The sequence below is a fragment of the Variovorax sp. PCZ-1 genome (genome assembly GCF_018413605.1).
GTDB lineage: Bacteria > Pseudomonadota > Gammaproteobacteria > Burkholderiales > Burkholderiaceae_C > JANMDU01.
This window is the reverse complement of record NZ_JAHCDN010000001.1, coordinates 1,651,236-1,677,011: the sequence shown is the minus strand read 5'-3', so window position 1 is coordinate 1,677,011 and position 25,776 is coordinate 1,651,236. Positions and strand designations below refer to the sequence as shown.

The 25,776-nt window shown below is 53.7% G+C and carries 25 protein-coding genes; 10 read left to right on the top strand and 15 right to left on the bottom strand.

The annotated features are described in order from the left end of the window. Window positions 1-27: 27 nt before the first annotated feature. The 3 genes from KIH26_RS08080 to KIH26_RS08070 form a co-directional block, all read right to left on the bottom strand. Window positions 28-1,248 (bottom strand): ABC transporter substrate-binding protein, encoded by a 1,221-nt coding sequence (locus KIH26_RS08080; protein WP_213443932.1) that lies wholly within the window; start codon window positions 1,246-1,248, stop codon window positions 28-30. A gap of 99 nt (window positions 1,249-1,347) precedes the next feature. Further along, window positions 1,348-2,592: a TAXI family TRAP transporter solute-binding subunit gene (locus KIH26_RS08075; RefSeq protein ID WP_213443931.1), complete on the bottom strand. Its 1,245-nt coding sequence runs from the start codon at window positions 2,590-2,592 to the stop codon at window positions 1,348-1,350. A 182-nt stretch (window positions 2,593-2,774) separates the two neighbouring features. Continuing rightward, window positions 2,775-4,472, bottom strand: a complete 1,698-nt coding sequence (locus tag KIH26_RS08070) for an electron transfer flavoprotein-ubiquinone oxidoreductase (protein ID WP_213443930.1) — start codon at window positions 4,470-4,472, stop codon at window positions 2,775-2,777. Between the two features lie 107 nt (window positions 4,473-4,579). Here KIH26_RS08070 and KIH26_RS08065 point away from each other — a divergent pair, with 107 nt between their 5' ends. From KIH26_RS08065 to KIH26_RS08050, 4 genes are read left to right on the top strand one after another with little or no spacing between them, the layout of a single operon-like run. Then, entirely contained in the window at window positions 4,580-5,362 is a 783-nt protein-coding gene (locus KIH26_RS08065; protein ID WP_213443929.1) for an SDR family oxidoreductase, read from the top strand. Between the two features lie 12 nt (window positions 5,363-5,374). Next, entirely contained in the window at window positions 5,375-6,031 is a 657-nt protein-coding gene (locus tag KIH26_RS08060; protein ID WP_213443927.1) for a LysE family translocator, read from the top strand. 5 nt (window positions 6,032-6,036) lie between these two features. Continuing rightward, entirely contained in the window at window positions 6,037-6,939 is a 903-nt protein-coding gene (locus KIH26_RS08055) for a DMT family transporter (RefSeq protein WP_213443926.1), read from the top strand. A gap of 39 nt (window positions 6,940-6,978) precedes the next feature. Next, a complete protein-coding gene (locus KIH26_RS08050; protein ID WP_213443925.1) occupies window positions 6,979-7,314 on the top strand; it encodes a DUF805 domain-containing protein in 336 nt (111 codons plus the stop codon). Between the two features lie 7 nt (window positions 7,315-7,321). Here the strand turns inward: KIH26_RS08050 and KIH26_RS08045 are convergent, their stop codons facing one another. Beyond that, window positions 7,322-8,407 (bottom strand): phytanoyl-CoA dioxygenase family protein, encoded by a 1,086-nt coding sequence (locus KIH26_RS08045; RefSeq protein WP_213443924.1) that lies wholly within the window; start codon window positions 8,405-8,407, stop codon window positions 7,322-7,324. Between KIH26_RS08045 and KIH26_RS08040 the strand changes: the two genes are divergently transcribed. The 4 genes from KIH26_RS08040 (at window position 8,406) to infC (ending at window position 11,554) form a co-directional block, all read left to right on the top strand. Then, a complete protein-coding gene (locus KIH26_RS08040) occupies window positions 8,406-8,828 on the top strand; it encodes an acyl-CoA thioesterase (protein WP_213443923.1) in 423 nt (140 codons plus the stop codon). The genes KIH26_RS08045 and KIH26_RS08040 overlap by 2 nt on opposite strands. 118 nt (window positions 8,829-8,946) lie before the next feature. Continuing rightward, window positions 8,947-9,804: an oxygen-dependent tRNA uridine(34) hydroxylase TrhO gene (gene trhO / locus KIH26_RS08035; protein ID WP_213443921.1), complete on the top strand. Its 858-nt coding sequence runs from the start codon at window positions 8,947-8,949 to the stop codon at window positions 9,802-9,804. Continuing rightward, window positions 9,797-10,726: a pseudouridine synthase gene (locus tag KIH26_RS08030; RefSeq protein ID WP_349627853.1), complete on the top strand. Its 930-nt coding sequence runs from the start codon at window positions 9,797-9,799 to the stop codon at window positions 10,724-10,726. Before trhO ends, KIH26_RS08030 begins: the two co-directional genes overlap by 8 nt. 219 nt (window positions 10,727-10,945) lie before the next feature. After that, on the top strand, window positions 10,946-11,554 hold the full coding sequence (infC, locus tag KIH26_RS08025; RefSeq protein ID WP_349627861.1) for a translation initiation factor IF-3: 609 nt from the start codon (window positions 10,946-10,948) through the stop codon (window positions 11,552-11,554). 112 nt (window positions 11,555-11,666) lie between these two features. Here the strand turns inward: infC and KIH26_RS08020 are convergent, their stop codons facing one another. The 9 genes from KIH26_RS08020 to KIH26_RS07980 form a co-directional block, all read right to left on the bottom strand. Beyond that, the gene (locus tag KIH26_RS08020) at window positions 11,667-12,998 is read right to left on the bottom strand and encodes a TolC family outer membrane protein (protein WP_213443919.1); all 1,332 of its coding nucleotides are present in this window, start codon (window positions 12,996-12,998) and stop codon (window positions 11,667-11,669) included. Window positions 12,999-13,028: 30 nt separating this feature from the next. Beyond that, on the bottom strand, window positions 13,029-13,379 hold the full coding sequence (locus tag KIH26_RS08015; RefSeq protein WP_213443918.1) for a rhodanese-like domain-containing protein: 351 nt from the start codon (window positions 13,377-13,379) through the stop codon (window positions 13,029-13,031). Between the two features lie 5 nt (window positions 13,380-13,384). Beyond that, a complete protein-coding gene (locus KIH26_RS08010) occupies window positions 13,385-14,053 on the bottom strand; it encodes a protein-L-isoaspartate O-methyltransferase family protein (protein ID WP_213443917.1) in 669 nt (222 codons plus the stop codon). A 23-nt stretch (window positions 14,054-14,076) separates the two neighbouring features. Beyond that, on the bottom strand, window positions 14,077-17,259 hold the full coding sequence (locus KIH26_RS08005) for an efflux RND transporter permease subunit (protein ID WP_213443915.1): 3,183 nt from the start codon (window positions 17,257-17,259) through the stop codon (window positions 14,077-14,079). Window positions 17,260-17,262: 3 nt separating this feature from the next. Further along, entirely contained in the window at window positions 17,263-18,426 is a 1,164-nt protein-coding gene (locus tag KIH26_RS08000) for an efflux RND transporter periplasmic adaptor subunit (protein ID WP_213443914.1), read from the bottom strand. Then, a complete protein-coding gene (locus KIH26_RS07995) occupies window positions 18,423-19,247 on the bottom strand; it encodes a TetR/AcrR family transcriptional regulator (protein ID WP_503005089.1) in 825 nt (274 codons plus the stop codon). Before KIH26_RS07995 ends, KIH26_RS08000 begins: the two co-directional genes overlap by 4 nt. After that, on the bottom strand, window positions 19,231-20,040 hold the full coding sequence (locus KIH26_RS07990) for a YdcF family protein (protein ID WP_213443913.1): 810 nt from the start codon (window positions 20,038-20,040) through the stop codon (window positions 19,231-19,233). Before KIH26_RS07990 ends, KIH26_RS07995 begins: the two co-directional genes overlap by 17 nt. A gap of 115 nt (window positions 20,041-20,155) precedes the next feature. Then, window positions 20,156-20,938 carry a 2-keto-4-pentenoate hydratase gene (locus KIH26_RS07985; protein ID WP_213443912.1) on the bottom strand — a complete coding sequence of 261 codons (783 nt, stop codon included), beginning with the start codon at window positions 20,936-20,938 and terminating at the stop codon, window positions 20,156-20,158. A gap of 86 nt (window positions 20,939-21,024) precedes the next feature. Further along, entirely contained in the window at window positions 21,025-21,522 is a 498-nt protein-coding gene (locus KIH26_RS07980) for a hypothetical protein (protein WP_213443911.1), read from the bottom strand. 175 nt (window positions 21,523-21,697) lie between these two features. Here KIH26_RS07980 and aroC point away from each other — a divergent pair, with 175 nt between their 5' ends. Together aroC and KIH26_RS07970 are read left to right on the top strand one after the other, a co-directional pair. After that, window positions 21,698-22,792: a chorismate synthase gene (gene aroC, locus KIH26_RS07975; protein ID WP_213443909.1), complete on the top strand. Its 1,095-nt coding sequence runs from the start codon at window positions 21,698-21,700 to the stop codon at window positions 22,790-22,792. Between the two features lie 4 nt (window positions 22,793-22,796). Continuing rightward, complete coding sequence (locus KIH26_RS07970) at window positions 22,797-23,999, top strand: MFS transporter (RefSeq protein ID WP_213443908.1); 1,203 nt, start codon at window positions 22,797-22,799, stop codon at window positions 23,997-23,999. On the opposite strand, the gene KIH26_RS07965 is transcribed toward KIH26_RS07970, so the two are convergent. Together KIH26_RS07965 and KIH26_RS07960 are read right to left on the bottom strand one after the other, a co-directional pair. Continuing rightward, on the bottom strand, window positions 23,950-24,837 hold the full coding sequence (locus KIH26_RS07965; protein ID WP_213443907.1) for a DMT family transporter: 888 nt from the start codon (window positions 24,835-24,837) through the stop codon (window positions 23,950-23,952). The two genes, KIH26_RS07970 and KIH26_RS07965, sit on opposite strands and share 50 nt — an antisense overlap. 84 nt (window positions 24,838-24,921) lie before the next feature. Beyond that, window positions 24,922-25,755: a DNA ligase gene (locus tag KIH26_RS07960; RefSeq protein WP_213443906.1), complete on the bottom strand. Its 834-nt coding sequence runs from the start codon at window positions 25,753-25,755 to the stop codon at window positions 24,922-24,924. Window positions 25,756-25,776: the final 21 nt, after the last annotated feature.

Here is a 25,776-nt window from a genome sequence, read left to right as displayed (position 1 = left end):
CTGACTCTACACGGTTTAAGGGGGTGGTTAGCGCGCCCGCAAGCCCAGCAAGCGATCCCTTGCATCGGCCAGATGGCTGCGCAAGGTATACCAACGCTCGGCATGGGGCGTAGGTAAATCAAGTTGCATCACTTGCATATCAATTTCATCGATGCGCTGCAGTAAGCGTTTCATCTCTATGGGGCGCTCAGAAGCAACGGAATCGATTTCAGTTTCCAAAAATTTGAGCTCACCATAAAAATTCTGTAGCAAGGCATTGGAGCGCCATTCAAACCAACGAGGGATCCACACCAGCATCAGCACGGTAACCAGCAAAATCGGCAGGCCAGCGTAAAGAAACCATTCCAATCCTTGCGCCCAGCCATAGGGCAGCACATACTCTGTCCAGGGTTTACTTCCACGCGAATACGCAAGTGCTGTGGGGGATACTTTGAAATCGGAGCCAATGACGGTGGGGAACTCCTCCGAGCGGTGCATGAAGTTGGGAGTTTCGTGGATTTGGTAGCTCGCGTCCAAGATGGCACGTTGCAAAGCGGGGTGCATCTCTGGCCGAGTCAGCAAATGCACATTAGCGATAGCCAAAGTTAAATCACGGGATGGCACATCTCCGCGAAATTCAATCGCCCCTTGAGGAATCACAAGGGGGCCCAAGCTCCCGTCGGCACTGGTCGCTGCACCAATGCGATCCATGCCCATGAGCTGAATACCGTTGCTACGAGCGAGCGCAGTCACGATATCGTTGCGCATGCTCCCCATGAAAACAAGGGCATCGACCTTGCTATCGATCAATGCATTTGCCATGCTGGCGCGATCCAAGGGCACACCCTCAACATCTTTCGTTTCTAGGCGTCCTTGATCCAAAACCAGTTTCAACACCTTGAAATTGAGCTCATCGTAGTCAGGATATCCCACTCGCAAGCCACGCAATTGGCTTAAATTAACGAGGGTAGGCATCCTGGTGAAGATCCAAATCGGATCGTGCTGAATCACAGCCAGCGCTTGAAATTGATCCGCATTGGATTGCTTGGCAAACATGCCGTTGACCAAGGCTAAATCTACATCGGGTGTGGAGCTGAGCAGCCGGTAACCGCCATGCGCTTTTTCAGTGGTCACGATATCGCAACGAATGCCCATCAATGCAAGTTTTTGCTGATATTGCCTCGCCAGTAGGGTGTAGCCGCCACCAGGCACACCCGCCGCCATGACGAACTGGCTAGGAGGTAAAGGAATCCAGTGAGTGATAGACATCCAAAGCATCACAGCACTCAGCGTAAGAACCGGTAGGTACAGCAACCACTGGCGTTGACGAAATAGGATATCCAACTTCATATTGAGCCTGCGTGGGTATCAGCGCCCATGGCGTTGAACAAGCTGCGATTGCACGAGCTTGATATGCTGATGAAGCATATAGAGGCGTTGCATGTAGGCCTGTGGCGCTTGGTAATGAAATAATTGTTCTGAGATATGAGCCAATTGCTTGCGATAGCGCGCAATTTCCAAACCACCGGGTGTTGTCGTGCCTAAATCATTTTCAATAAATTTGAGCTCGCCGTACCAGCCATTGATGCTGCTTTCAATGCGCCAGTGTAGATAGCGAGGTATGAGCTGGCTGAGTGTAAAGGCCAGCAAAGCCAGAGGAAGGCCAATGAAGAGAAGGCGATACGCCCATTGAGCAGTATGCAAACTCAAATGCTGTTCTAACCACGGGTAGCCATTGCGCATGACTTCGCGCGCCTGAGGTGCACTCGGAAACTCAAGCTGCTTTAAATGCGGAAATTCGCCAGCGCGATGCAAAGGCCCCGCGCCTGAGTGCGTTTGCTGCACTGCTTGTGCGAGCAGGCGTTTGATCATAGGATGAAGCTCCTCGCGCACCAAGACACCAGCCAAGGTGCTGAGCAAAATACCATCTTGTGGGGGCTGCAGGCGAGTTGGGTTGAGGCTACCTGCTGCAACAAAGCGCGGATTCAAATAGGGCAAGCGCTCCGATAAGCCAGCACTGCGTTTGAGCTGTGCCAAGTGGATACCGGGGGAGTCGAGCAAGGCCTTGACCAAGGGCGCGTCTACCGATGCGACAAAAATCGCAGCATCCACTCGCCCCTCGCGCATCGCTGAAACGATTTCCATACCCACGGTTTCAGAAACAATCAAATCTTTCGGCTCTAAGCGAACTTGCTCAAACATCCGTGTCGCGACAGCTCGGCTACCGCTACCTAACTGCCCCATCGTGACGCGCTGGCCTTGTAGCCGCAGCAAGGAATCCACATCTTTAAACCGTGAAAATACCCAAATCGGCTCGACATCGACACGCGCTATGGTTTGAATGCCTTGAGCTTCCGCGCTCAATTGCTCACCAAGTGCAAAACCGCCTTGTAAAAAACCCATGTCGGCTTCACGTGAGACCGAGCGCAAGCGTTCCAAATTTTGTCCTGATCCTGCGGATTCAAGGATATTGAGCGTGATGCCTTTGCTTGCAAAGATCTCTGCATAGCGCTTGGCATGCTCGTGATACATGCCACCTACGCGCCCAGTCGTGATGTTGAGGCTGCTGGGCGGAATCGGTAAGTAGGTATCGCTCAGTGCGAAAAATGCCAAAGCCGCAAGTAACCAAATAGGAAGATGAACAAACTTCCATTGCCGTCGGTGTAACTTCGCAGCATTCATGACGACATAATACCTTGCGGTTATGAAATAACACCCTCAAGTAACGCGATCGCCAACTGCAGAGTGTTAAAAATCACACAGTTAATCAATGACTGTGCTTAAGTTACCTTTGATTACATGCCAACATAATTCGGCCCGCCACCGCCCTCGGGCGTGACCCAGACGATGTTTTGTGTCGGATCTTTGATATCGCAGGTTTTGCAGTGCACGCAGTTTTGCGCGTTGATTTGCAGGCGGTCTTTGCCAGCATCGTCGCGCACGTATTCATAAACGCCGGCGGGGCAGTAGCGGCCTTCGGGGCCAGCGTAGGTGATGAAGTTGACATTGACGGGCACGCTCGCATCTTTCAGCGTCAAGTGCGCGGGCTGGTTTTCGGCGTGGTTGGTGTTGCTGATGAAGACGCTGGAGAGGCGATCAAAGGTGAGCTTGCCGTCTGGTTTCGGGTACACGATTTCTTTACAGTCGCGCGCGGGCTTGAGGCATGCGTGGTCGGGCTTGTCGCGGTGGATCGTCCAAGGGATGTGGCCGCGCAGGGCGAATTGCTCGAGGCCGTTCATGAGCGTGCCGACCAGCAGGCCTTTCTTGAACCAGTTCTTGAAGTTGCGGTCTTTGTTGAGTTCGGTGTAGAGCCAGCTTTTCTCAAAAGCTTCTGGATACGCGCTGAGTTCGTCATGTTGACGACCTGCGTGCACGGCATCGAAAGCGGCGTCTGCTGCGAGCATGCCGGTTTTGATGGCGGCGTGGCTGCCCTTGATGCGGCCAACGTTCAAGTAGCCAGCGTTGCAACCAATCAGCGCGCCGCCTGGGAACACGGTTTTGGGGAGCGAGAGCAAGCCACTGGAGTTGATGGCGCGAGCACCGTAGCCAATGCGTTTGGCGGGCTTGATGCCTTTGGCTTCGTCGCCTTCGAGATACCAACGGATATTGGGGTGCGTTTTCCAACGCTGCATTTCTTCGAATGGGCTGAGGTAGGGGTTCTCGTAATTAAGGCCAACGACGAAGCCTAAAGCGACTTGGTTATTTTCCAAGTGATAGAGGAATGCGCCGCCATAGGTGTTCGAATCCATCGGCCAGCCCGCACTGTGCAGCACGAGGCCGGGCTGATGACGAGCAGGATCAATCTCCCACAGCTCTTTGATGCCGATGCCAAAGCTTTGCGGATCTTTGCCAGCATCGAGCTTGTACTTAGCAATCAGCTGCTTGCCCAAATGGCCGCGCGCGCCTTCTGCAAACACGGTGTATTTGCCATGCAGCTCCATGCCGAGCTGGAAATCGCCGGTGATTTCGCCTTCTTTGCCGATGCCGAGGTTGCCGGTGGCGATGCCTTTCACGCTGCCATCATCGTTGTACAAAACCTCTGCAGCTGTAAAGCCGGGGAAGATTTCTACACCTAAGCTTTCAGCTTGTTGCGCCATCCACTTGGTGAGGTTGGAGAGGCTGATGATGTAGTTGCCATGGTTGGCGAGATTCGGCGGAATGAAGGGGCCGGGCACGCGCACTGCATTTTTCTCGCTGAAGAACATGATCGCGTCATCTGTCACTTCTTGATTGAGCGGTGCGCCTTTCTCTTTCCAATCAGGAATCAGCTCGGTGAGGGCGCGTGGATCCATGATCGCGCCAGAGAGGATGTGCGCGCCAGGCTCAGAGCCTTTTTCGATCACGACGACGGAAATATCTTTGCCTGTCTCTTGCGCTTTTTGCTTCAAGCGAATGGCTGTGGCCAAACCGCCGGGGCCGCCGCCAACGACAACGACGTCGTATTCCATGGATTCGCGGGGGCCGTGGGCTGCAAGAATTTCTTCGTGTGTCATGACGTGTTGCCTTCAAATTCGTCGTTGATAATGATTGCATCGGATTTTAGGCCGTGCAGGGCATATTTCCCTGCGCAAGCTGCTATCAATTGAAGAGGACTCTCTAAATGGCGTACGAACTTGATCTCTCTGGCCGCGTCGCTTTGGTGACGGGCGCATCCAGCGGCCTCGGCACGCAATTCGCCAAAACGCTGGCTAAAGCTGGCGCAGCCGTCGTGCTCGCTAGCCGCCGCATCGACAAGCTCAAAGAGCTGCGCGCTGAGATTGAAGCCGAAGGCGGCAGCGCGCATGTGGTGGCGTTGGACGTGACGGATACCGTGAGCATCAAATCTGCCGTGGCGCATGCGGAGACGGAAGTGGGGCCGATTGATATCCTGATCAACAACTCCGGCGTATCAACAACTCAAAAGCTCACTGATGTCAAAGAAGAAGACTACGACTTCATCTTCAACACCAACACACGCGGCTCTTTCTTCGTCGCGCAAGAGGTGGGCAAGCGCATGCTGGCTCGCGCGAAAGGCGCCGCGCCGGGCACGTACACAGGCGGGCGCATCGTCAATATCGCCTCCATGGCAGGCTTAAAGGTGTTGCCGCAAATCGGTGTGTATTGCATGAGTAAAGCCGCCGTGGTGCACATGACGAAAGCCATGGCGGTAGAGTGGGGCAAATACGGCATCAATGTGAATGCTATTTGCCCTGGCTACATCGATACCGAAATCAACCACCATCATTGGCAAACCGAGCAAGGTCAAAAACTGGTGCAAATGCTGCCGCGTAAGCGCGTGGGCAAGGCCTCTGATCTGGACGCTTTGCTGGTGATGCTGTGTTCGAGGGAGAGCGATTTCATCAATGGCGCGGTGATTGCTGCGGATGATGGCTTTGGTGTTTAAAGGTTGAGCGGCATGGAATTCCCTTCTTATCTCACTTCAGTTGGCTTGATCTTGCTGGCTTTACTGGCAGGCGTGCTTAGCCCCGGCCCGAGTTTTGTGATGGCTGCTCGCACTGCGGTTGCGAAATCGCGAGATGATGGGTTGATGGTCTCGCTGGGTTTGGGGCTGGGTGCAACCTTGATTGCAGCTCTTTGTTTGGCAGGCTTGAGTGCCGTTTTGCATGCTGTGCCAGCGCTGTACATGCTGCTCAAAGTGCTGGGCGGGCTGTATTTGGCATGGCTGGCTTGGCAGATTTGGAGATCTGCGCCGCAGCCGCTGGATATCGGCAGCCTCTCCTCTGAAGCAAGCAGCGCGCGTAAGGCTCAATATTGGGCTTCATTTCGTTTGGGTCTGATCACGCAGATCAGCAATCCCAAAGCGGCCGTGGTGTATGGCAGCGTGTTTGCTGCGTTGTTGCCAGCCCAGTTCCCGCTCACGGGCTCGGTGATGGTGGCTGCTGGCGTGTTTGTGATGGAGTTTGCTTGGTATGCCATCGTCGTGCTCGTGCTCTCGTCGCCAGCGCCACGCGCAGCCTACATGCGCGGCAAAAAGGCGATTGATCGCATTGCAGCTGGCGTGATGGGATTGTTAGCCGCTCGCTTGATCAGTACGGCACACCACGCACACTGATCGGCATGGGCATTGGTATATTCGCAGGCCTCATGGCTGGCGCTCTCTGGGGCTTGGTCTTCGTTGCGCCGCGCATGGTGCCGAGCATCAGTGGTGTGGATTTCACAGCGGGGCGTTTTGTCTCTTACGGCATTCTGGCTTTCGCTTTGATCATGCTGGCGAAAAACAAGCCATGGCCGACTTGGGTGCAGGCTCGCTCTGCAGTCTTGCTGAGCGTCCTAGGCTTCACGGGCTACTACTTGCTCTTGGTCTATGGCATTCAAGACGCTGGCACTGAAGTGCCCAGCCTCATCATCGGCACGATTCCGTTGTGGATGATGATTTTGGGCAAACCTGCTGGCTTGACTTGGAAATCACTCATCCCCGGTTTGATCCTCACTGGCTGTGGCTTGGCGCTCATGATGACGGCCTCGCACGACGCGGGTACGAGCACGGGCGCTGCCAACGAACATCCTCACTTCTGGCGCGGCGTGGCTTACTCTCTCGCTTCCATGGCCTGCTGGACAGCTTTCGGTTTGATGAACGCCAAATGGCTCAAAGACCATCCTGAGGTGAGCGCCACCACATGGGCGAATTGGCTGGGTGTTGCCACAGGCTTGGGCGCGCTCGTTCTCTGGTTTATTGCGGGTTCAGAGCCAAAAGTGCTTCTCGCCAGCAAGGAGATTGCGCTAGCAGCTATGCTTTCAGTAGCAACTGGTATTGGTTCAGCGTGGATCGCCACCATTCTGTGGAACATCGCCAGCCAGCGCCTTTCAGCGAGCCTATGCGGCCAGCTCATCGTGAGCGAGACGATTTTTGCGTTGATTTACTCATTCATGTGGGATGGGCAATGGCCGAGTGCCATGCAGTGGATCGCTACAGCGCTTTTCGTGGCAGGTATCCTTGCCAGCATCCGCGCGCACCGTTAAGATCAAGTGACTTTTAAATCACAAACGAGGAGTATCACTATGGATTTCAAAACAGCAATCGTTACTTGCCTAACCAAATATGTGGATTTCGATGGTCGCGCTAGCCGATCTGAATTTTGGTGGTTTTCTCTGTTTCAGTTCTTGACGGTGGTGGTTCTGAGCTTCGTGATGTCTTTGCTGGCTAGCTTGGCCTCTTTAGCATTGCTGCTGCCTGCTCTGGGTGTTGCTGTGCGTCGCTTTCATGATATCGGCAAGAGCGGATGGTGGGTGTTGATTTGGGTGCTGCCTTTCATCGGCTGGATCATTGCGATTTATTGGGCCGTGCAACCCAGCCAAACCGAAAGCAATAACTGGGGCGCGCCTCCTGCGGTTTGAGGGTTGCTTAGCGCAGGTTCCGTTCGATCAATTGTTTTTCTGATGCTAGTAATCCAAAATCGGGTGCAGGTGTCCAGACCTTGAAGCCGTGGCGATGCATAGAGTGACTCAACTGTGTGTATTTGCGTGCCCAAGTTTTCTTTATCCATGGCAGTGATAACAAGCTCGGAAACAAGCCAGCGAAGAATGGTGTGCGGCGTAGGCTCAGATAAATTTCGACACGTGCAGTAGGGCGCACACAAGGCGTGCGTCTGTGGAATCCTCCTGTATCTGCAACGATCAAGGTGTTGGCGGGTAGAGCTGCAGTAAATGTTTGCGCGTAACCCATTGCAGACAGTTCTTGCTCGCTGGCGCGCCACGATCCCTTAGCATGCATAGGTACAGAATGCCGGCTTGCCATGACACTCTGAGATTGTTCCCAAGTTTGTCTTTCAAGCGTAAGCTTGTGTGTGCCAGGAATGTAGGCGAATGGGCCTTGATCGGCAGCCAAATCATGCAAAAGCAACCAAGCCTTTGCAGTGCTGTGGAAAGTATCGGTATGCCACATAGTTTGTGGATCTGATGCATCTGTAGTGGGCGCATCGCTATGAATACACTGCAACGCAATCACAGCCTGCCCCGGATAGCCGGCTATATATTGCATCAAATGATGAAGCAGGGGGTGCGTCAAAAGTGCAGTTGTTACAGGCATATTTTTGCAACTTACCGCATCAAGATACGCTCGACGTGTGAGAGCGGGGGGTTGTGCCATTTCCAGCATCGGCAAGGTGTGATCGTGGACTTCTTGCAGTAAGCTTTGCCATTGCTGAGGACTTAAAAAATCTGCAATCTTGATCATGCCATCTCGATCACACGATTGTTTTAATTCAAGCGGTAGCATGACTCCCAATTTGCGCCTACGGCGCGCAGCCAAAGAATGTGCCCACCGCTTGCGCCATAGGTGCAAACCACGGCGATTAAGTGCTGGACTACCAATAACTGGGTTGTCTCGGAAATTCTTGGCACTGGTCAACAGAGCCATCCAGTGCCAAGGAAAGAAAAAACTAATATTCACAACTATATTATCGGCGCAGCAATGGCGATAATGCAACATGAAATACGAGATTCCCGAGCTCAAGAAACTGGTCTATGAAATGCGCATTCCTATGCGCTGGGGTGATATGGATGCGATGGGGCATGTGAACAACACGCTTTACTTTCGCTATCTCGAGACGGTGCGCATCGAATGGATGCGCTCGATTGGCTGTCAGCCGGATCCGGCTGGCGAAGGCCCCGTGATCGTGAATGCATTTTGCAATTTCTACAAGCAGCTGGTCTATCCGGGCGATGTGCTAGTGAAAATGTATGCCAGCGACCCTCAGCGCACCACGTTTGAAACCTGGGGCACGATGGAGCGCGCAGACGAGCCCGGTGTGATTTACGCGGCGGGTGGCGCGACGACGATTTGGGTGAATTTTCCGCTGCAGAAGGCGGCTGCGCTGCCGGATTGGATGAAGGCGCAAGTCTCGCTCTAGGCTTAACTACTCCTGATTTGATAGCTGCTCGCGCATATTCTACGCCGTCGAGATGCCTAAAACGCTTTAAAAACCAGATCGAAGACCTTGCTTTCAGGTCTGGGATAATGCGCTTCGTATGTCTGATCTTTTTCATATCGCCTTCTACAAATTCGTCTACATCGCCAAACCTGAGGCGGTTGTGGAGCGCCTGCGTGAGCTCACAAAAGATTCCCTAGGAAGCATTTTGATAGCGCAAGAGGGTATCAATGGCATGCTGGCTGGAACAGCTGAACAACTTGACGCTTACGAAGCAGCAGTTCAAGCCGATGTTGAACACGATCCCGTTCTTGCGGGCCTCTTCAAAGGCATGGTGTTTAAGCGCACGGCTTGTTTGACGCAGCCTTTCAAGCGGATGAAGGTGCATTTGAAGCGTGAGATTGTGCCCCTTGGTGTCGAGGGCGTGGATGCGCCGGGGCGGATTGATGAGATTCATGCCAATGATGTGCCGCCACGCGAATGGCGCGAGCTGATCAAGCGGCCAGACGTGGTGTTGCTAGACAACCGCAACAGCTTTGAATGGCGGCTGGGTCGCTTTGAAGGCGCAATTGATCCTGGCGTAGTGAATTTCCGCGATTTTCCTGAGTATGTGAAAGCGCATGCGCAAGAGTGGAAAGAGCAGGGCAAAACAGTCGCGATGTACTGCACTGGCGGTATCCGCTGCGAGAAGAGCAGTGTGTGGATGCAAGATATGGGGCTGAAAGTTGCCCAGCTTGAGGGCGGGATTTTGAATTACTTCAAAGAAATGCCGGATGCGGAAAAAGATTGGCAAGGCGAATGCTTCGTGTTTGATAACCGCGTGGCGCTAGATACCAAGTTGCAAGAGACTGAAACCTCGGTAGATGACGTGTATAGCGAGCAAGATTTGCTCGATGCGGCACAGGCTGAAGATGCGCGCTGGCGCTTGAATCGCGCGAAGCGTTTGGACGGTGAGTAAAGCTCGTTTGCCTACACGTGATGGGGTGAGTGCGAGCACGATGGTGCTGCCGCCTTTATCTGCATTAGATTTTTCTCCTGACTCGCTGCTCTCATTTTTAGAGCACTCTGCGCACAATTCACGCCGCTTAGACTGGGAAAAGCGTCTGAAAAATGGCTTGGTGGTAGATGATGATGGCCAAGCATTGGCAATCGATGCTCCATATTTAACAGGCCAACGCATTCACTATTGGCGAGATGCCGGTATCGAGCCTCGTATCCCGTTTGATGAACAGATCATTTATCAAGACGATCACATTTTGGTGGCAGACAAACCGCATTTCCTGCCCGTGACACCTACTGGCGGGTATGTGCAAGAGACACTGCTCGTTCGCTTGAAAAAACGAACTGGCTTGACTGATCTCACGCCGATGCACCGTATCGATCGAGACACCGCTGGCTTGGTGATGTTTTGTATCCGCGTGCAAGAGCGTGATGCCTATGCAGCGATGTTTCGTGAGCGACAACTGCGCAAAATATACGAATGTATTGCGCCGTATTCAAGGCACATCGATTTCCCGCTGATTCGCAAAACGCGCCTGGTCAGCTCGCCAGATTCCTTCATGCAAATGGTAGAAATACCTGGTGAACCCAATTCAGAGACGCATATCGATTTGATAGAAGGTTTGGGTGAGTACGCCCGTTATCAGCTGCGTCCGATTTCGGGGAAACGGCATCAACTGCGTGTTCATATGAATGCACTCGGGCTTTCGATTAGAGGAGACGGCATTTACCCCACGCTGACGCCTGAGACAGCGCAAGCTGATTACGATCATCCCTTGCAATTACTGGCCAAATGCTTGGCATTTACCGATCCAGTCACCAGTAAAAACCACGAGTTTTGCAGCCAAATACAGCTTGGCTGGCCGCCTAATTCGGATTAGGGCTTGCTCCTATCTTCCCAATTCGCCAATAAGCCTTAAAATACAGTAATCCGCGTCAAACGGATATCACCCCCGGCCAAACCCTTTAGGAGCGATACAGGTTGAACATTCTGCAAAGAAACTGCCCAGCCCCCTTCAGCTCCAAAGCGCCAGGCCACGGGACAGACTCACTTTTATAGGAATTTCACCATCGCTACCGCACCGTACCGGCCGCCCATTATTCGGCCACCGCGCCCGCCGCGCCCCTCGCGCTACTCTCGTGAAGAGCGCAAACACCGTTTAAACCGCGAAATCATGGCGCCTGAAGTGCGCGTGATTGGCCCTGATGGCGAGCAAATGGGCGTGATGAGCATGCAAGAAGCCATGCGCGCTGCCGCCGATTTTGACGTAGATGTGGTGGAAACCGTTGCGACCGCTTCGCCGCCCGTGGTGCGCCTGATCGATTACGGCAAATTCAAATACCAAGAGCAAAAGCGTGAGGCGGAAGCCAAGGCCAAGCAAACGGTGATTGAAGTTAAAGAAATCAAGCTGCGCCCCGGCACTGACGAAGGCGACTACCAAGTGAAAATGCGCAATATCAAGCGCTTCTTGGAAGAAGGCGACAAGGTCAAAGTCACCCTGCGGTTCCGTGGTCGCGAAATCACGCACCAAGAGCTGGGTATGGCTCAGCTGGAGCGGATCAAATCTGATCTGGGCGAGCTGATTACCGTAGAAAGCATGCCTAAGCTTGAAGGCAAGCAGATGATCATGATGATTGCTCCTAACCGCAAGAAAGCTTCTGCAAAACCTGCTGCGGCTCCTGCAGACAATTCGGCACCATCGGCCTGAGCAATCTTCAGCGCCAATCAAAAAGGACAAAGCAGTGCTTTGTCCTTTTTTTATGTTCTCCTGGTGAGCAGGAGCGCAAGACCATTCAATATCCGGCGCATGATCGATGGAGTCAGCGCGCTAGCAGTGCGTTCACTGCGCCCAAGTCCTCAGCCTTCAATGTGCCATTCGCTTGGCGCAGTCTCAATCCTCCCACCAACACGTCATAACGTGCTTTTGCCAGATCACGTTTGGTTTGGAAGAGTTGGGATTGGCTGTTGAGAACATCGATATTGATTCGCACGCCAACTTGATAGCCCAGTTTGTTGGCGTCTAGGGCGCTTTGGCTGCTGGCCTCTGCTGCTTCTAGAGCTTTGACTTGCCCTTGACCGGAGAGCACGCCGAAGTAGGCGGTGCGTGTGGCTTGGGAAATGCTGCGCTTGGCTGCCTCGAGGTCGTTTCGGGCTTTGTCTTCCAGCTGCAGAGTTTCCTTGATGCGGTTTTGTGTGGCATAGCCGCTGAAGAGGGGGTAATTCAGAGCGATACCGATGGTGGCGTTACGACTTTCGCTGTTGATTCGGCTGGATGCGCTGCCGCTGCTGTAAGACAAACCATATGAGCCAGTTAAGTCAACTGTGGGCTTCTCACCGGCTTGGGCTTTGGTGGTCTCGAGCTTGGCAATGTCTACTGCCAGCTCAGCAGCTTTGATACTGGGGTGCTGCTCTTGCGCTTGGTTGACCCAGAGGTTCACGTCAGCTGGCAAGACATCTGGCAGTTTGGCAGGCAAGGCGAGCGGCTTGGGCGCCACACCGGATTTACCCACGAGCTGATCCAAGGCAATGCGTTTAACGCGCAAATCGTTCTCAGCGGCGATTTCTTGCGCGACCACCAAGTCGAAGCGAGCTTGCGCCTCACGGGTGTCCGTGATCGTCGAGGTGCCGACCTCGAAATTGCGTTTGGCTGCGGCAAGTTGCTCGGCGACTGCAGTTTTCTGTGCTTTGACAAAGGTGAGGCTGTCTTGGCTGGCGAGCACATCGAAATAAGCTTGAGTGACACGCACGATCAGATCTTGCTCAGCAGTGATGAGGGCAGACTTGGCTTGCGTGGCTTGCAACTCGCCTTGTGCGGCTGTGGCTCTGTTGGCAGGGCGGTACAGAGGCTGGCTGGCGTTGATGGCCGCGCTTTGAGAGCCAAAAGTGCGATTGGCGTTGGCCGCGGGCTTGATCACATCGGCATTCGTGCCACTCACACTGGCCGTCGCACCGATTGTGGGCAAGAGGCCAGCCTTGGCTTGCTCAGCGCGTGCCAGATTCGCTTCGTATTGTGATTTGGCGGATTGGTAGGTGGCGTCATACGTGCTGGCAGCTTGATAGAGCTCCGAGAGGCTTTGCGCATACGTTGCGCTCGCGAGTGCGCTGGCCGCTAGAAAAATGGCGCTGCGAGGCAAGCGGGGAAATTCAAACATGGACATCCTTTCGGTTCAGATTCTGTGCGCTCAGTAAGCAGCAACGGTGTTGTCGAGCTCGTGGCTCCACGCATCAATGCCACCAGAAATATTGATCACGTTCTCAAAGCCGCGATTGAGCAGAAAAGCTGCCACCTGCTGGCTGCGCATGCCATGGTGGCAAAGGCAGGCAATGGGGCGATCCGCTGGTAATTCATTCAATCGCTGAGGAATGGTTTGCATCGGCATAAACAAGACATCAAAACCAGGGCTATCCGCAAGCGGTTTGATCGATGCCGTATTTGTTTCCCAAGGCTCACGCACATCCAGCACCAAAGGCGTGGTATCGCTTTGCGTGGCCAGCCATTGGCCAAACGCTGCAGGGCGGATTTGCGGGATCATGCTGCTTAGAAATTGAATTTCGGTGTGTCAGCAAAGCCGAGCAAGCGCGGTGCGAGTGTGTCCCATGGCTGGGTGGTCACGTTGCTGCCGTCTGCAGCTTTGGTGATGAAAGTAGCGCACATCACGGGCTCATTGCCCACGATGGCGGCCAAGCGACCGCCGGGCTTGAGCAAGGCTTTGAGGCTGTCTGGCACACTGGCTACGGAGCCTGAGAGCACGATCACATCGAAGGGGCCATCAACAGACAGATCTACTTTGGAGCCATCAGCCACGCGCACTTCGCAGTTGTGAATGCCGGCTTTTTGTAAGTTGGCGCGAGCAGTTTGCGCCTGAGCTTCATTGATCTCAAGCGAGATCACGCGCTGTGCTTTGTGTGCGAGCAGAGCTGCCATGTAGCCGCTACCTGTGCCGATCTCGAGCACTTTCTCATGCTTGTGAATAGCCAAATCTTGCAGCATGCGCGCCTCCACTTTCGGCGCGAGCATGGACAAGCCATTTTTGCTGCCGGTTTGCAGCGGGATTTCCATATCAGTGAAGGCCACTTGCTTGTAAGCCAGCGGCACAAAATCTTCGCGCTTGACGGTGGCAAGTAGCTGCAAAACGGCTTGATCGAGCACATCCCAAGGGCGGATTTGTTGCTCAATCATGTTGAAACGGGCTAGTTCGAAATTCATAGTGTTTCTCTTCTCAAATGTGGTTATTCAGCGGCTTTGAAGGGCTGCTTTGGCAAACCTTCAATTTTAGTCTGCGGTGTACTTCCCAATAGTTTCTTGAACCAGTTGGCCAGGTCATCCATATAGCAATACGCTACGGGCACGACGACCAAAGTCAGCAATGATGAAGTGATCACACCGCCAATCACGGCTTGTCCCATGGGCGCACGCTGTTCAGAACCTTCAGACAGGGCAAAGGCCAGGGGCACCATACCGAAAATCATGGCCAGCGTTGTCATCAAAATGGGGCGAAGGCGCACCTTGGCTGCGAGTAACAGGGCTTCAGCACGTTCCATGCCAGCCTCACGCGAACGGATCGCGAAATCCACCAGCAAGATGGCATTTTTTGTCACCAAGCCCATCAACATGATCACGCCGATCACGGAGAACATGGAAAGTGTGGAGCGGAACATCAATAAAGCCAGCACCACACCGATGAGCGTGAGTGGTAGCGCTGTCATCAGCGCCAGCGGTTGTAAGAAGCTTTTGAATTGACTGGCCAAGATCATATAAATAAAAATCACGGCCAAAGCCAAGGCAGAGATCGCGTAATTGAATGACTCGGCCATGCTTTTTGTGCTGCCCCCAAACTGATAGCTATAGCCGGGTGGCATGGTGATCTCGTCGATGGCTTTTCGGATATCGGCAGACACTTCACCCGATGAGCGGCCAAACACGTTGGCATTGATGGCCACCTCACGCGTGAGGTCACGGCGGTTGATTTGATTGGGGCCAGTGCTCTCACGCACATTGGCTACCTGGTTGAGCCGCACCACACGCGAGCTGCCATCGGCATTCGTGCCCAGGGCAAAAGGAAGGCGTTCCAAGTCTTGTGGGGTGTTGCGTGCATCGGGAGAAAGGCGCACATTCACGTCATAAGTTTGATCATCTGGGGCACGCCAGTTGCCCACCGTTTGGCCAGCCACGAGGGTGCGCAAGCTCGAGCCGATTTGCGCAGTGGTGAGTCCCAAATCAGATGCCACTTCGCGGCGCACATCTACTTCGATGGTGGGCTTGGCAGGTTTCACACTCGAATCGAGATCGACCAAGCCAGGTATATCGCGTAACTTAGACATGACCTGAACAGTGAGTCGCTCCAGTTCTTTCAAATCTGTGCCTTTAAGTGCGACTTCAATTTGCTTGTTGCCACCTACTGCATCGAGCGTGCCTGCTTGCGTGACAGTGATGCCCGCTACTTTCTGCAGGCGTGTACGCAAATCCGATGAGATTTGATCGACACTTTGATTGCGTTCACTGCGATTACTCAAGCGCACATAGATGTTTGCGTAGATCTTGCCTTGTGCGTTGCCGGTGTTGACTGTGGAAAGTGTGTAACGGACCTCTGGCCGCTCTCGTATGATGGCCTCGACTTGGCGCACTTTAGCTTCGGTGGCTTCAAGCGATGAGCCCACGGGTGTGTAGAAGCTGATGTTGCTTTCGCCGAAATCTGCCTTGGGCACAAACTCTGTGCCGAGGAAACGCACCATCACAATACTCACCGCAAATGTGAGCAGAGCCAAGAGCATCGTGGTTTTTTTCCAATGCAAGCTCCATCGCAGAATGCTTTGATAGCCATCGCCGAGTCGGTCTGTGCCGCGTTCAAAAGCATGTGTGACGCGGCCAATAGTTTTGTCGTAGAAGCTCACCGGCTTGAACGGCTTGCCATGCTGGTCAATCGCCGGATCGTGCCAAATGGATGACATCATCGGATCGAGCGTGAAGCTCACAAACATCGAGATCATCACTGCTGCCACGATGGTGATGCCAAACTCGTGGAAGAACTTGCCAATGATGCCGCCCATGAAGCCAATCGGCAAAAACACGGCAACAATGGAGAAGGTGGTCGCGAGCACGGCGAGGCCGATTTCCTGCGTACCATCGAGTGAGGCTTGGTAGGGCGATTTGCCCATCTGGATATGACGCACGATGTTTTCTCGCACCACGATGGCATCGTCAATCAGCAAGCCCACACAGAGCGATAAGGCCATCAGTGTGATCATGTTGATCGTGAAGCCGAAGATTTGCATGAAGAGGAAAGTGCCGATCAACGCGATAGGTAGCGTGAGACCCGTGATGACGGTAGAACGCCAAGAATTAAGGAAGAGGAAAACAATGAGTACAGTGAGAAACGCACCTTCGATCAGTGTTTGGCGCACATTGTTAACAGACACGCGAATGGAGCGAGAGTTATCTTGAATTTCTTGGAGCTTCACTCCCGGCGGTAGTAATTTTTCCATCTCCGCGATGGTTTTCTTCAAGCCATCCACCACCTCAATCGTATTTTCATCTTGCGACTTTTGTACTGAAAGCAACAGGGTGCGCTCGCCGTTATAAAGCGCCAAATTCTCAGCTTCTTGAGCACCGTCTGAGACGCGAGCAAGCTGACCTACGGTGATGGCAGCACCAGCTTTGCGTGCCACGATGATCTTGGCAAAATCTTCTGGCCGCTGCACACGAGACTGCACCTGGACCACGCGCTCCTGTGCGAGCGAGCGCACCGCGCCCACTGGCAAATCTTGGTTCTCGTTACGAATGGCACTGGCCACTTGATCGCCGCTGATGCCATAGGCTTCCAGCGCTTGCGGATTCAGATAGATATTGATCTCGCGTTTGGTTGCGCCCACAAGCGAGACAGAGCCCACGCCACGTACGTTTTCTAAGCGTTTTTTCAGATTTTGATCTGCCCAGTTGGTGAGCTCCACGCCTGATAATGGCTTGCCTGTTGAGGCATCTGGCACCACAGCGACCGACCAAACCGAGCGCGCCGCTGGATCAAAGCGCAGCACACGTGGCTCTTTGACTTCTGTGCGCAAGCTCGGGCGCACAGCAGCAACTTTCTCACGCACATCATCGGCTGCCTTGCGGCCATTCACATTGAGCTGAAACTCCACGACCACGACTGATGAGCCTTCATAGCTGCGCGAGGTGAGGGCGTTGATGCCTGCAATCGAATTCACGGCCTCCTCAATTTTTTTAGAGACTTCTGATTCCACGATCTCGGGCGCTGCGCCGGGATAGTCGGTGACGACGATCACCACAGGGAAATCGATACTGGGAAACTGGTCTACTTTGAGACGCTGGTAACTGAAGATGCCCAGCACCATCAGTGCCAACATCATCATGGTGGCGAAGACCGGGTTTTGCAGGCTGACGCGGGTGAACCACATGTTTTATTGACTCGTGGTACCAGCGACCGCTGTTTTGGCAGGGGTAGCAGCTTTGCTTCCAGGCAAAGAGATTTTTGTATTTTCGCGAAGATTTCCGGCACTCGCCGGCGTAATCATTGCGCCAGCAGCTATATTTTTTATAGCAACCATGGTCATCCCTTGAGCTTCACCGCGCCCGCCCAGCTCCACAGTTTGATGTGCAATGCGCCCGTTTTGAATGAGCTGCACGTATGGCTGAGGTTTATCGGTACGCACTGCAGACAAAGGGACAGCGAGCACGGTTTCTTTCACTGTATCTAATGTGCCTTGCGCAAACAGGCCTTGGCGTAAGCCTGGCAGGGCAGCAACGCTCAGATAGACGAGCACACTGCGGTTGCTGGCGCTGGCGCTGGGATTGATGCGAGTGACGGTAGCTGCGATTTCTTCGCTGCGCCCCTCTAGCTTCAGTCTGGCCGTTTGGCCGACCCGGACTTGTACAGAATCAGAGGCAGCTAATGGCGCTTCCAGCTCCAATCGGCTCAGATCGACAATCTCAACAACTCGTGCATCAATGCCTACGCGCTCCCCCGGTTGCGCCAGGCGTTGCGAGATGATTCCAGTGATGGGGGCAACGAGTACCGTGTCTTGAACGGATTTTTTAGCGACGTCCAAAGCTGCCAAAGCAGCTTTGTGATTGGCTTGTGCTGATTGCAAAGACGCCTGAGAGGTGTCTAAAGCAGTACGTGAGATAAAGCCTTGATCTACCAGAGCTTTGTTGTTGTCAAAGCTGCGCTGCGCAATGGAAATCTGGGCTTGAGCAGCATCGGCTGTTTCTTGGGCTTGGCGTACGCGAGCGGCGTATTCGCTGCTGTCGACCCGAGCAATGACTTGCCCAGCTTTCACGGCATCACCTTCGCGCACAACGAGGCCTTGCAATTCTCCAGATACACGTGCTTTTACCAACGCTGAATTCACTGCCTTGAGTGAACCAGAAATCGGAACACCCTGGGAAAGTTCGATGTTTTGTAATGTGAATACGTCACCAGCTGTTAGCTCAATCACAGGTTCTACTTTGGCGGTGGAAACTGGAGGTGGCGTAGCCTGTCTTTTAGCCAAGACGCGCGCAGCACCACCTGCAATGAGCAGCAGTGCCAATGCGCCAATGATCCATTTCGTCGAACTCTTCATAATGTGTTTGTAGTCGATTGAGATGTCTGAGACGTAAAGCCAGGATTGCGCAGACCTTTGGCGACGATATCTGCCTGTGAATTCAAATATCGGATCGGGTCAATTTTCTCGCCCATTGGGCAGCAGCCGTTCATCGAGTATTTCCACATGATCAAAAACATGATCGGCGCAAGCATACTAAAAACCGCATACTCCACGTCTACTTGACGGAACTCGCCAGATGCCATGCCGCGCTCAATCACTTTTTGAATGAGCTGATGACCCGGAATGATCACTTCTTGCTGGTAAAACTCCGCCAATTCGGGAAAATTATTGGCCTCGCTCATCATGAGCTTACTGATGCCAGAGGCTTTGGTGTTGCCGTAGCGTTCCCACCATTGGTGCATCAGGTAATGAACAAGCTCGCTGCTCGTTCCCGGAAAGGCCTGCAATTCACCGAAAGCATCCTTGATCGTGCCGGCAATATGCTCACGCACTACTGCTTTAAATAGCTCTTCCTTACTTGGGAAATACAAGAACAGTGTGCCTTTTGACACACCAGCACGTTGCGCCACCTCCTCGGCGCGGGTGCTGGCAAAGCCCTTTTCTACAAACAAATCCAGCGCCGCCGCCAATAGCTCGCCAGGGCGAGCCTCCTTGCGCCGCTCACGCTTATCTGAGCGCTCAGCGGCTTCGGCAGTGGCGGTGGATAGATTTGGCATGATTAATGACCGATTGGTTATTAATGTAAGGGATTTGTGGCTCTGGGTCAAGCAAAGACAAGTGAGGAGACAAGACAAAAACCCGAGAGCATGAATGGCCAGCTCATGAGTTTTGAGCACGCCTCAAGATCGCCATACCAAGTATTTCATGCATCACACGGCGTGTATTGCGCAGTCCATGGCCAGAGGGAAACCAATCCAAGCCCAAACCTTGCTCTGATTGCAGGAAGTGCGTAGGTGCGGGCAGGACTTTGAGCTCCGTACTTTCAAACTCTTTCAGGGCGCGGGGCATATGGCTGGCATGCGTAACGAGCGCGATGCTCTTGATACCGTCTTTTTTGAGGGCTGCGGCAATGGCTTGCGCATTGCCAGCGGTGTCTTTGGATTGTGAATCTGCATAGCGAAGAGCAGGTAAACCCAGCTGCGACAGCCAACGAGCAGCTGCGGCAGATTCTGTTTCTTGTTCAGAGGCGGAAGACCAGCCTATGCCACCGCTGAAGGCCAATGGCAGACCTGTTTGTTTGGCCAAGCTGGCGCCGTAGTGCAGGCGTTGAGCAGAGCTCTCAGACAGTGCTGGCTTGCCATATTCTCTGCTCACACTTTGTATCCCACCACCCAGCACCACAATCGCTTGTACTTGGTCAAGCTTGAAGGTCGGTGTCACGGATTGCGGCTCGATGGGCAAGGGCGGGCGCAGCGCCACGCGCTCCAAGAACATTGCCGTGCCGTGGCTGCAAAACAGCCAAAGCGACACAAAAGAAACCACGAACAGCATCTTGCCCAGCGCAGTCCACAGCACACGTTCACTGCGTACCACAAGCAAGTAAGCGAAGAGGATCAGCAGCAAAGGCAAACCAGGGGGCAGTACGAGTGTGGTCAGCCAAGGTTTGAGGAAGGCGTATTCGGTCAGCATCCCTGCATTTTAGTAGCCAAAATCGAGCATTTGCCGGCATAGAACCTGCGCGAAATGCTCATCATTTGATAGCGTTTGTGTGATCTGCTTCTGGGCAGTGATTTTGTAATACAAGCTAGAAGTTGATGCTCAGAGGCGACAGCGGCGAATCAAAATCTGCAAGCCACATTTGGCCAGTGGCCACCGCAAAGGCATCTGTCCAAGTACCTGTGGTGATCACATCGCCGGCTTTCAATGCGGGCGCACCGGGGCAGCGCTGGATTTCATGCACGAAATGCTGCAAAGCGCTCAGTGGGTCACCCAGCACATTTGATCCCAAGCCAGCGTCCTTGTGCACTCCATCGCAAAGCAAGCGCACTTTGCAAGCCGCCAGTAGCTTGCAAAGATCTTCTGCATTCGCGGCCAAATAATGCACAGACACCTGTTTGCTAACCAAAAGCCGAGCATGCAAGCTACCATCAGCGACCGCATCGGGCAGCGCAAATTTCCAATCTTTCAAATGGCTTTGCACGATTTCAAAGCCAGGGGCAACAGATTCCACACAATCGAAGAGCTGTTCGAGCGAGCATTGCTGTGGCGGTGTGGCGCGTAAGCTGAGCACAGCCTCAGGCTCAATGCGTGGCTGACAGATGCCTGCTAAAGACAGGCTGCTTGCACCATCACAAAAGCTCAATGTGCTGTTGTAAACCGTGCCCCAAATCGGCGCTGTAGCAGCGTAGCGCGGCCAGATGCTTTTGTTGGTGAATCCTATTTTGTATCCACGTGGCTGTTCTCCTCGCGCGATGCGATGTGCACGCACTTCTAGCGCCTCGCTGTAAGCCTCGGATATGTCTAAACCTGTGGGCGATGACCACAATTGAGCGCTGTCATAGTGGGCGAGAAGTTCTTTGGATTTCATTCACCCATTGTGTCATCAACATGATGCTTGCAACGCTCGGCAGGTTACGAGAGCAGCCGAGCGAATTACACCCAAAAGCTAAGCCATTAAGAAGACAGCCCTGCAGGGCGTGTGTTGAGGTTATCCCACCATTGGTGAAAGCGGCTTGACAGAGCGCTATCAACAGAAAAATCTTCGTGCTCTGTGTAATCAAAGAGCACGACGCCCATTCCGAGTGTGGACCAGCATTGCGCCTCGAAATCTGCCAGCTCGACAAAGATCAGTTTAGGCTGCGCCGCATGGATCGTCAGCCATTGCGCGACTGAGCCGCGGAGTTTGCGTAGATTGTCGAGGTACAGGGTTAATTGTGTGGTCTCCTGCATGCCGGAAGCCAAAGCCAGTGCATGGGTACGATGCTGGCGCAAACACATGAGTAACTGCGCTAACCGTGTGCCTAGAGCAGACGCTGTGACCGTCTCTGGCGGATGACTGAGCAATTGCACGATGCTCACAACCGCATTGCTCAGCGCTTGAAGGCTGATTTTAAAATTTTTCGAATGCTCATCGATCTCAGATGAGCGCGCACGCTGGTATGACATAGCCATGATGATTCCCTGAGTGATATTTAAAGGTGAGATAACAGTTTTAAACATTTAGTTTCAATTGTCAATGTAGAAAAAAGCACTCAAAAAAGCATTCAAATCACGACATAAAGCATGCATTCTCGATACAGGCATCGAGGCTCAGTTGGGATAATGAGCCGTCTGGGATAATCAATACATGAGTGGAAATACCTTTGGGCATTTGTTCGCAGTGACGAACTTTGGTGAATCGCATGGCCCGGCGATTGGTTGTGTGATTGATGGCTGCCCGCCGGGCATGGCTTTGAGTGAGGCCGATATTCAGCCAGATCTAGATCGCCGCCGCCCAGGCACAAGCAAATTCGTGACGCAGCGCAATGAGCCGGATGCAGTGCAAATCCTCTCGGGTGTGTATGAAGGTAAAACGACGGGCACACCAATTTGCCTCTTGATCCAGAACACCGATCAGCGCAGCAAAGATTATTCTGATGTGGCCGCGAAATTCCGCCCCGGCCATGCGGATTACACCTACATCCAAAAATACGGCCTGCGCGATCCACGCGGTGGCGGGCGCTCATCTGCGCGGCTCACAGCGCCGATGGTGGCGGCAGGAGCTGTGGCGAAGAAGTGGCTCAAAGAAAAATTTGGCACGGAGTTTCATGGCTGCATCACGCAGATTGGCGAGCTGCAAGTGGGCTTTGAAAGCTGGGCGCATGTGAATGAGAATCCCTTCTTTGCTGCTTTGGCTGATGTGTCTAAGCTGGAAGATTACATGAATGCGCTGCGCAAAAGTGGCGATTCTTGTGGTGCGCGCCTGCGCGTCACAGCGACCAAGATGCCTGTGGGCTTGGGGCAACCACTGTTTGACAAGCTCGATGCCGATATCGCTTACGCCATGATGGGCGTGAATGCAGTGAAGGGCGTGGAGATCGGCGCTGGCTTTGCGAGCGTGGCAGACAAAGGCTCAACGCATGGCGATTCCTTGTCTCCCAATGGCTTTGTCGGTAATAAGGCCGGCGGTGTCTTGGGTGGTATCAGCACGGGGCAAGATTTAGAAGTGAGCGTGGCGATCAAGCCAACCAGCTCGATCCTCGTGCCGCGCGAGACGATCAATGTGCAAGGCGAAGCCGCTGAGGTGATCACCAAAGGCCGGCATGACCCTTGCGTCGGCATTCGCGCCACGCCGATTTTGGAGGCTATGCTCGCGCTCGTCGTGATGGAGCACGCTCTGGCGCACCGTGCGCAATGCGGCGATGTGGTCAGCGGCACGCCCGTGATTGCTGGCGCTGTTTGAGCGAATGCCAAAGCCGCCCATCGCAACGACCCGAGAGCTGATTCCTTTCGCGGCACTTTCTGCCGCGTATTTTTCGCACATCGGAGTTGTCAATACCTTCTTGAGCCTTTGGCTCAAAGAAATTGGCTACGGCGTGGCATTGATAGGTCTGATTGCCTCCATCCAATCTTTCTCGCGCTTGGCTGCGCCCTATGCATGGGCTTGGCTGGGCGATCGCACAGGCCAGCGCGCGCTGATGCTGCGCATTGCCACTGTACTTGCACTCTTAGGCTCTTTGGGTTTCTTTTGGCAAGGTGGCGGCTTTTGGTGGCTGATTGCTTGCTTGCTCTTCATGTATCTCAATTCCAGCGCATTGATGCCCATGAGCGAATCAGCGCTGGCTCAGATTGTCACGCGCGGTGGCGTGTTTGATGTGCGCCGGCATGGGCGAGTGCGCCTGTGGGGCTCGCTGGGCTTTATGGTCACAGTGCTTGGTGCAGGGGCTTTCTTTGAGAATTTTGGCCTCAAGTATTTTCCGATCGCTGTGACGCTTGGGCTGCTGCTTTTGACCTTGAGCGCCTACAGTATTCCTGATATCCGAGAAAACGCAGCGCATGAAAAATCCAGCCAACCTATTTGGCACACACTGCGACAACCAGCTGTAGCTTGGTTCTTTGGCACGATCGCTCTCAATGTGCTTTCACACATGGGGCTGTATGTATTCTTCTCGCTGTATTGCGATGAGTTGGGCTACAGCAAAACCATGATCGGCACGCTCTGGGCAGCCGCTGTGATCACGGAGATCGCGTGGTTCTATACGCAGGGCCGCTGGTTGCCGCGTTTCTCGCTCACGGCTTGGCTCATCATTGCTGCACTTGCGAGCGTGTTGCGCTTTGGCTTGACAGCAGGCATGGGCGATGTGCTGTGGGTGCTGTTTGCTGCACAAACCTTGCATGCTATCAGCTTCGCAGCGAACCATACTGTCTGTACCGCGCTCATTTCTCATCATTTTCCAGGCAATATGCGCGGGCGAGGCCAGGCGCTTTACACCGTGCTTGGCTACGGTATTCCGGGAGTGCTCGGTAGCTGGGCAGGCGGCTTGATCAGTGAGGCCTATGGTTTGCGCAGTGTGTTCTGGATCACAACGGGCGTGGCTGTGCTAGCTACGCTGTGCGCTATCAAGGTTTGGCGTTTGCAGCATCCCAAACAGGCCACTTCAAATCACTGATCAGCGCAATCGCGACCAGAGCTAATGCTGCGCCGGCGATCATGCCACTGCTGAGTGGTTCACCTAAAAATAGGTGCCCCCAGAGTACACCGAAGACGGGGATCATGAAGGCTGGCGTCATGCCTGCTGTGCTGGAGATATGGCGCACCACACGCAGATGCAGCCAAAAAGCAATGCCGGAGGTAATAATGCCCATCACAGCAGTGGCCAGCAGCGCGCTAGTGCTCCATTTGGCCTGCGGCGCATCGTAAATTGCAAGTGGTGTGAGCAAGATCATGGACCACAGATGCGTCATGGCTGCTACAGGCAAGGGCTCGATTCGTGTGAGTGCGCGTTTGGTGAGCGGCACGGCAATGCCATAACAAAAAGAAGCCAGCAAAGCCGCCAAGCACGCCAGCAAAACAGTGGGCGACAGATCAAGCGGTCCCAGTTGTACGATCATGCCAATACCTGCCAAGCCGACCAAGCATCCCACCACTTTACGCACGGTGAGCGTATCGACCTTCATCCAAGCTGCAAACAAACAACCAAACACCACAAAACTGGTGTTGATCAAGGCGCTATAACTCGAAGGCAAATGCAAGCCTGCCCATGCAAACAGCAGGAAAGGTATGGCGATTGCTGTCAATGCTATCCACAGCATCTCTCGCGTATGCTGCCAAGGCCAGCGGTGCCTCAAGGCGCGCATGATCAGCGCCAGTGTGAGTGTGGCTAAAGCAATGCGTAGACCCGCGAGTACGAGTGGCCCAAGTTGGGGGCTGGCAATTCGGATGAATAAAAACGAAGCACCCCACAACGCCGACAGCGCCACGAGTTGCGCAAAGGCAGAAAAACTCATATGACACTGATTTTATAAGCAAAATCAGTGTTTCGCCGGCATAGAATCTGCGCAGAGTGCTATTTAATTGATAGTGGCAGTCGCTTAGGTGCCTGCATGGCGTACACGCAGGAAGGCAGCGAAACGCGGCTTGCCGCTGGGTGTGGTGTCTCGGTAGCTGTAGGTAATGGTGCTACCTACGGGCGGTGGATTTTTACGCTGCTCATCGCTGAAGCCTGTGCCGATTTTGACGCTGTGGCCGTCTTCCGTTTTGATTTGTAGCGCACCGAGCATGCCTTGGTATTTGCCTTTGCCAGGGATGTGGGCAGTGACGACGCCTTCTGCATCTGAGACAGGTTTGAGCTTCAGCAGCACTGCACTGCGGCCTGTGGTGACAGGTGCATCGGCTTTGTGCAACATCAAACCTTCGCCGCTTTGCGCTGTGATTTGCTTGAGCTTGGCTTGCAAGGTTTTGTCATCTGATAGTTTGAATTGTTCAACCCACTGGAGCTGCGGCCAGTTCGTTTGTTTGACCAGGGCTTGAAGTTTCTCGTTGCGTTGTGCAAACGTGCCATCACCAGCAGGCAACTCAAACACCATGTATTTCACGCTCTGCCACTCGGTATCCACGGGCTGCAATTTGCGCACGATGCCTGAAAGCTCGTCAAACTTTCCCCGAGCGAGCCAGAGCTCGCCATCCAGTGGTGTGGAAGGTAACTTGGCAGTGAACCAAGCAGGGGCTGAGATGCTTTGCCCGCTGCGAAAGCGCAAACTCTTGCCATCCCATAAAGCCCGCACACCATCGAGCTTTTCGCTGATCAGGTATTGGCTGATATCGATGCCGGGTTTGTAATCTTGCGCGAGGAGCACGCCTTGCGCGGTTTTTGCAAACGAGAGAGGAGAGGCGAAAACTATGGCGAGAAATGAGCGGCGTAACATAGTAGAAGTCATTTTGAACGC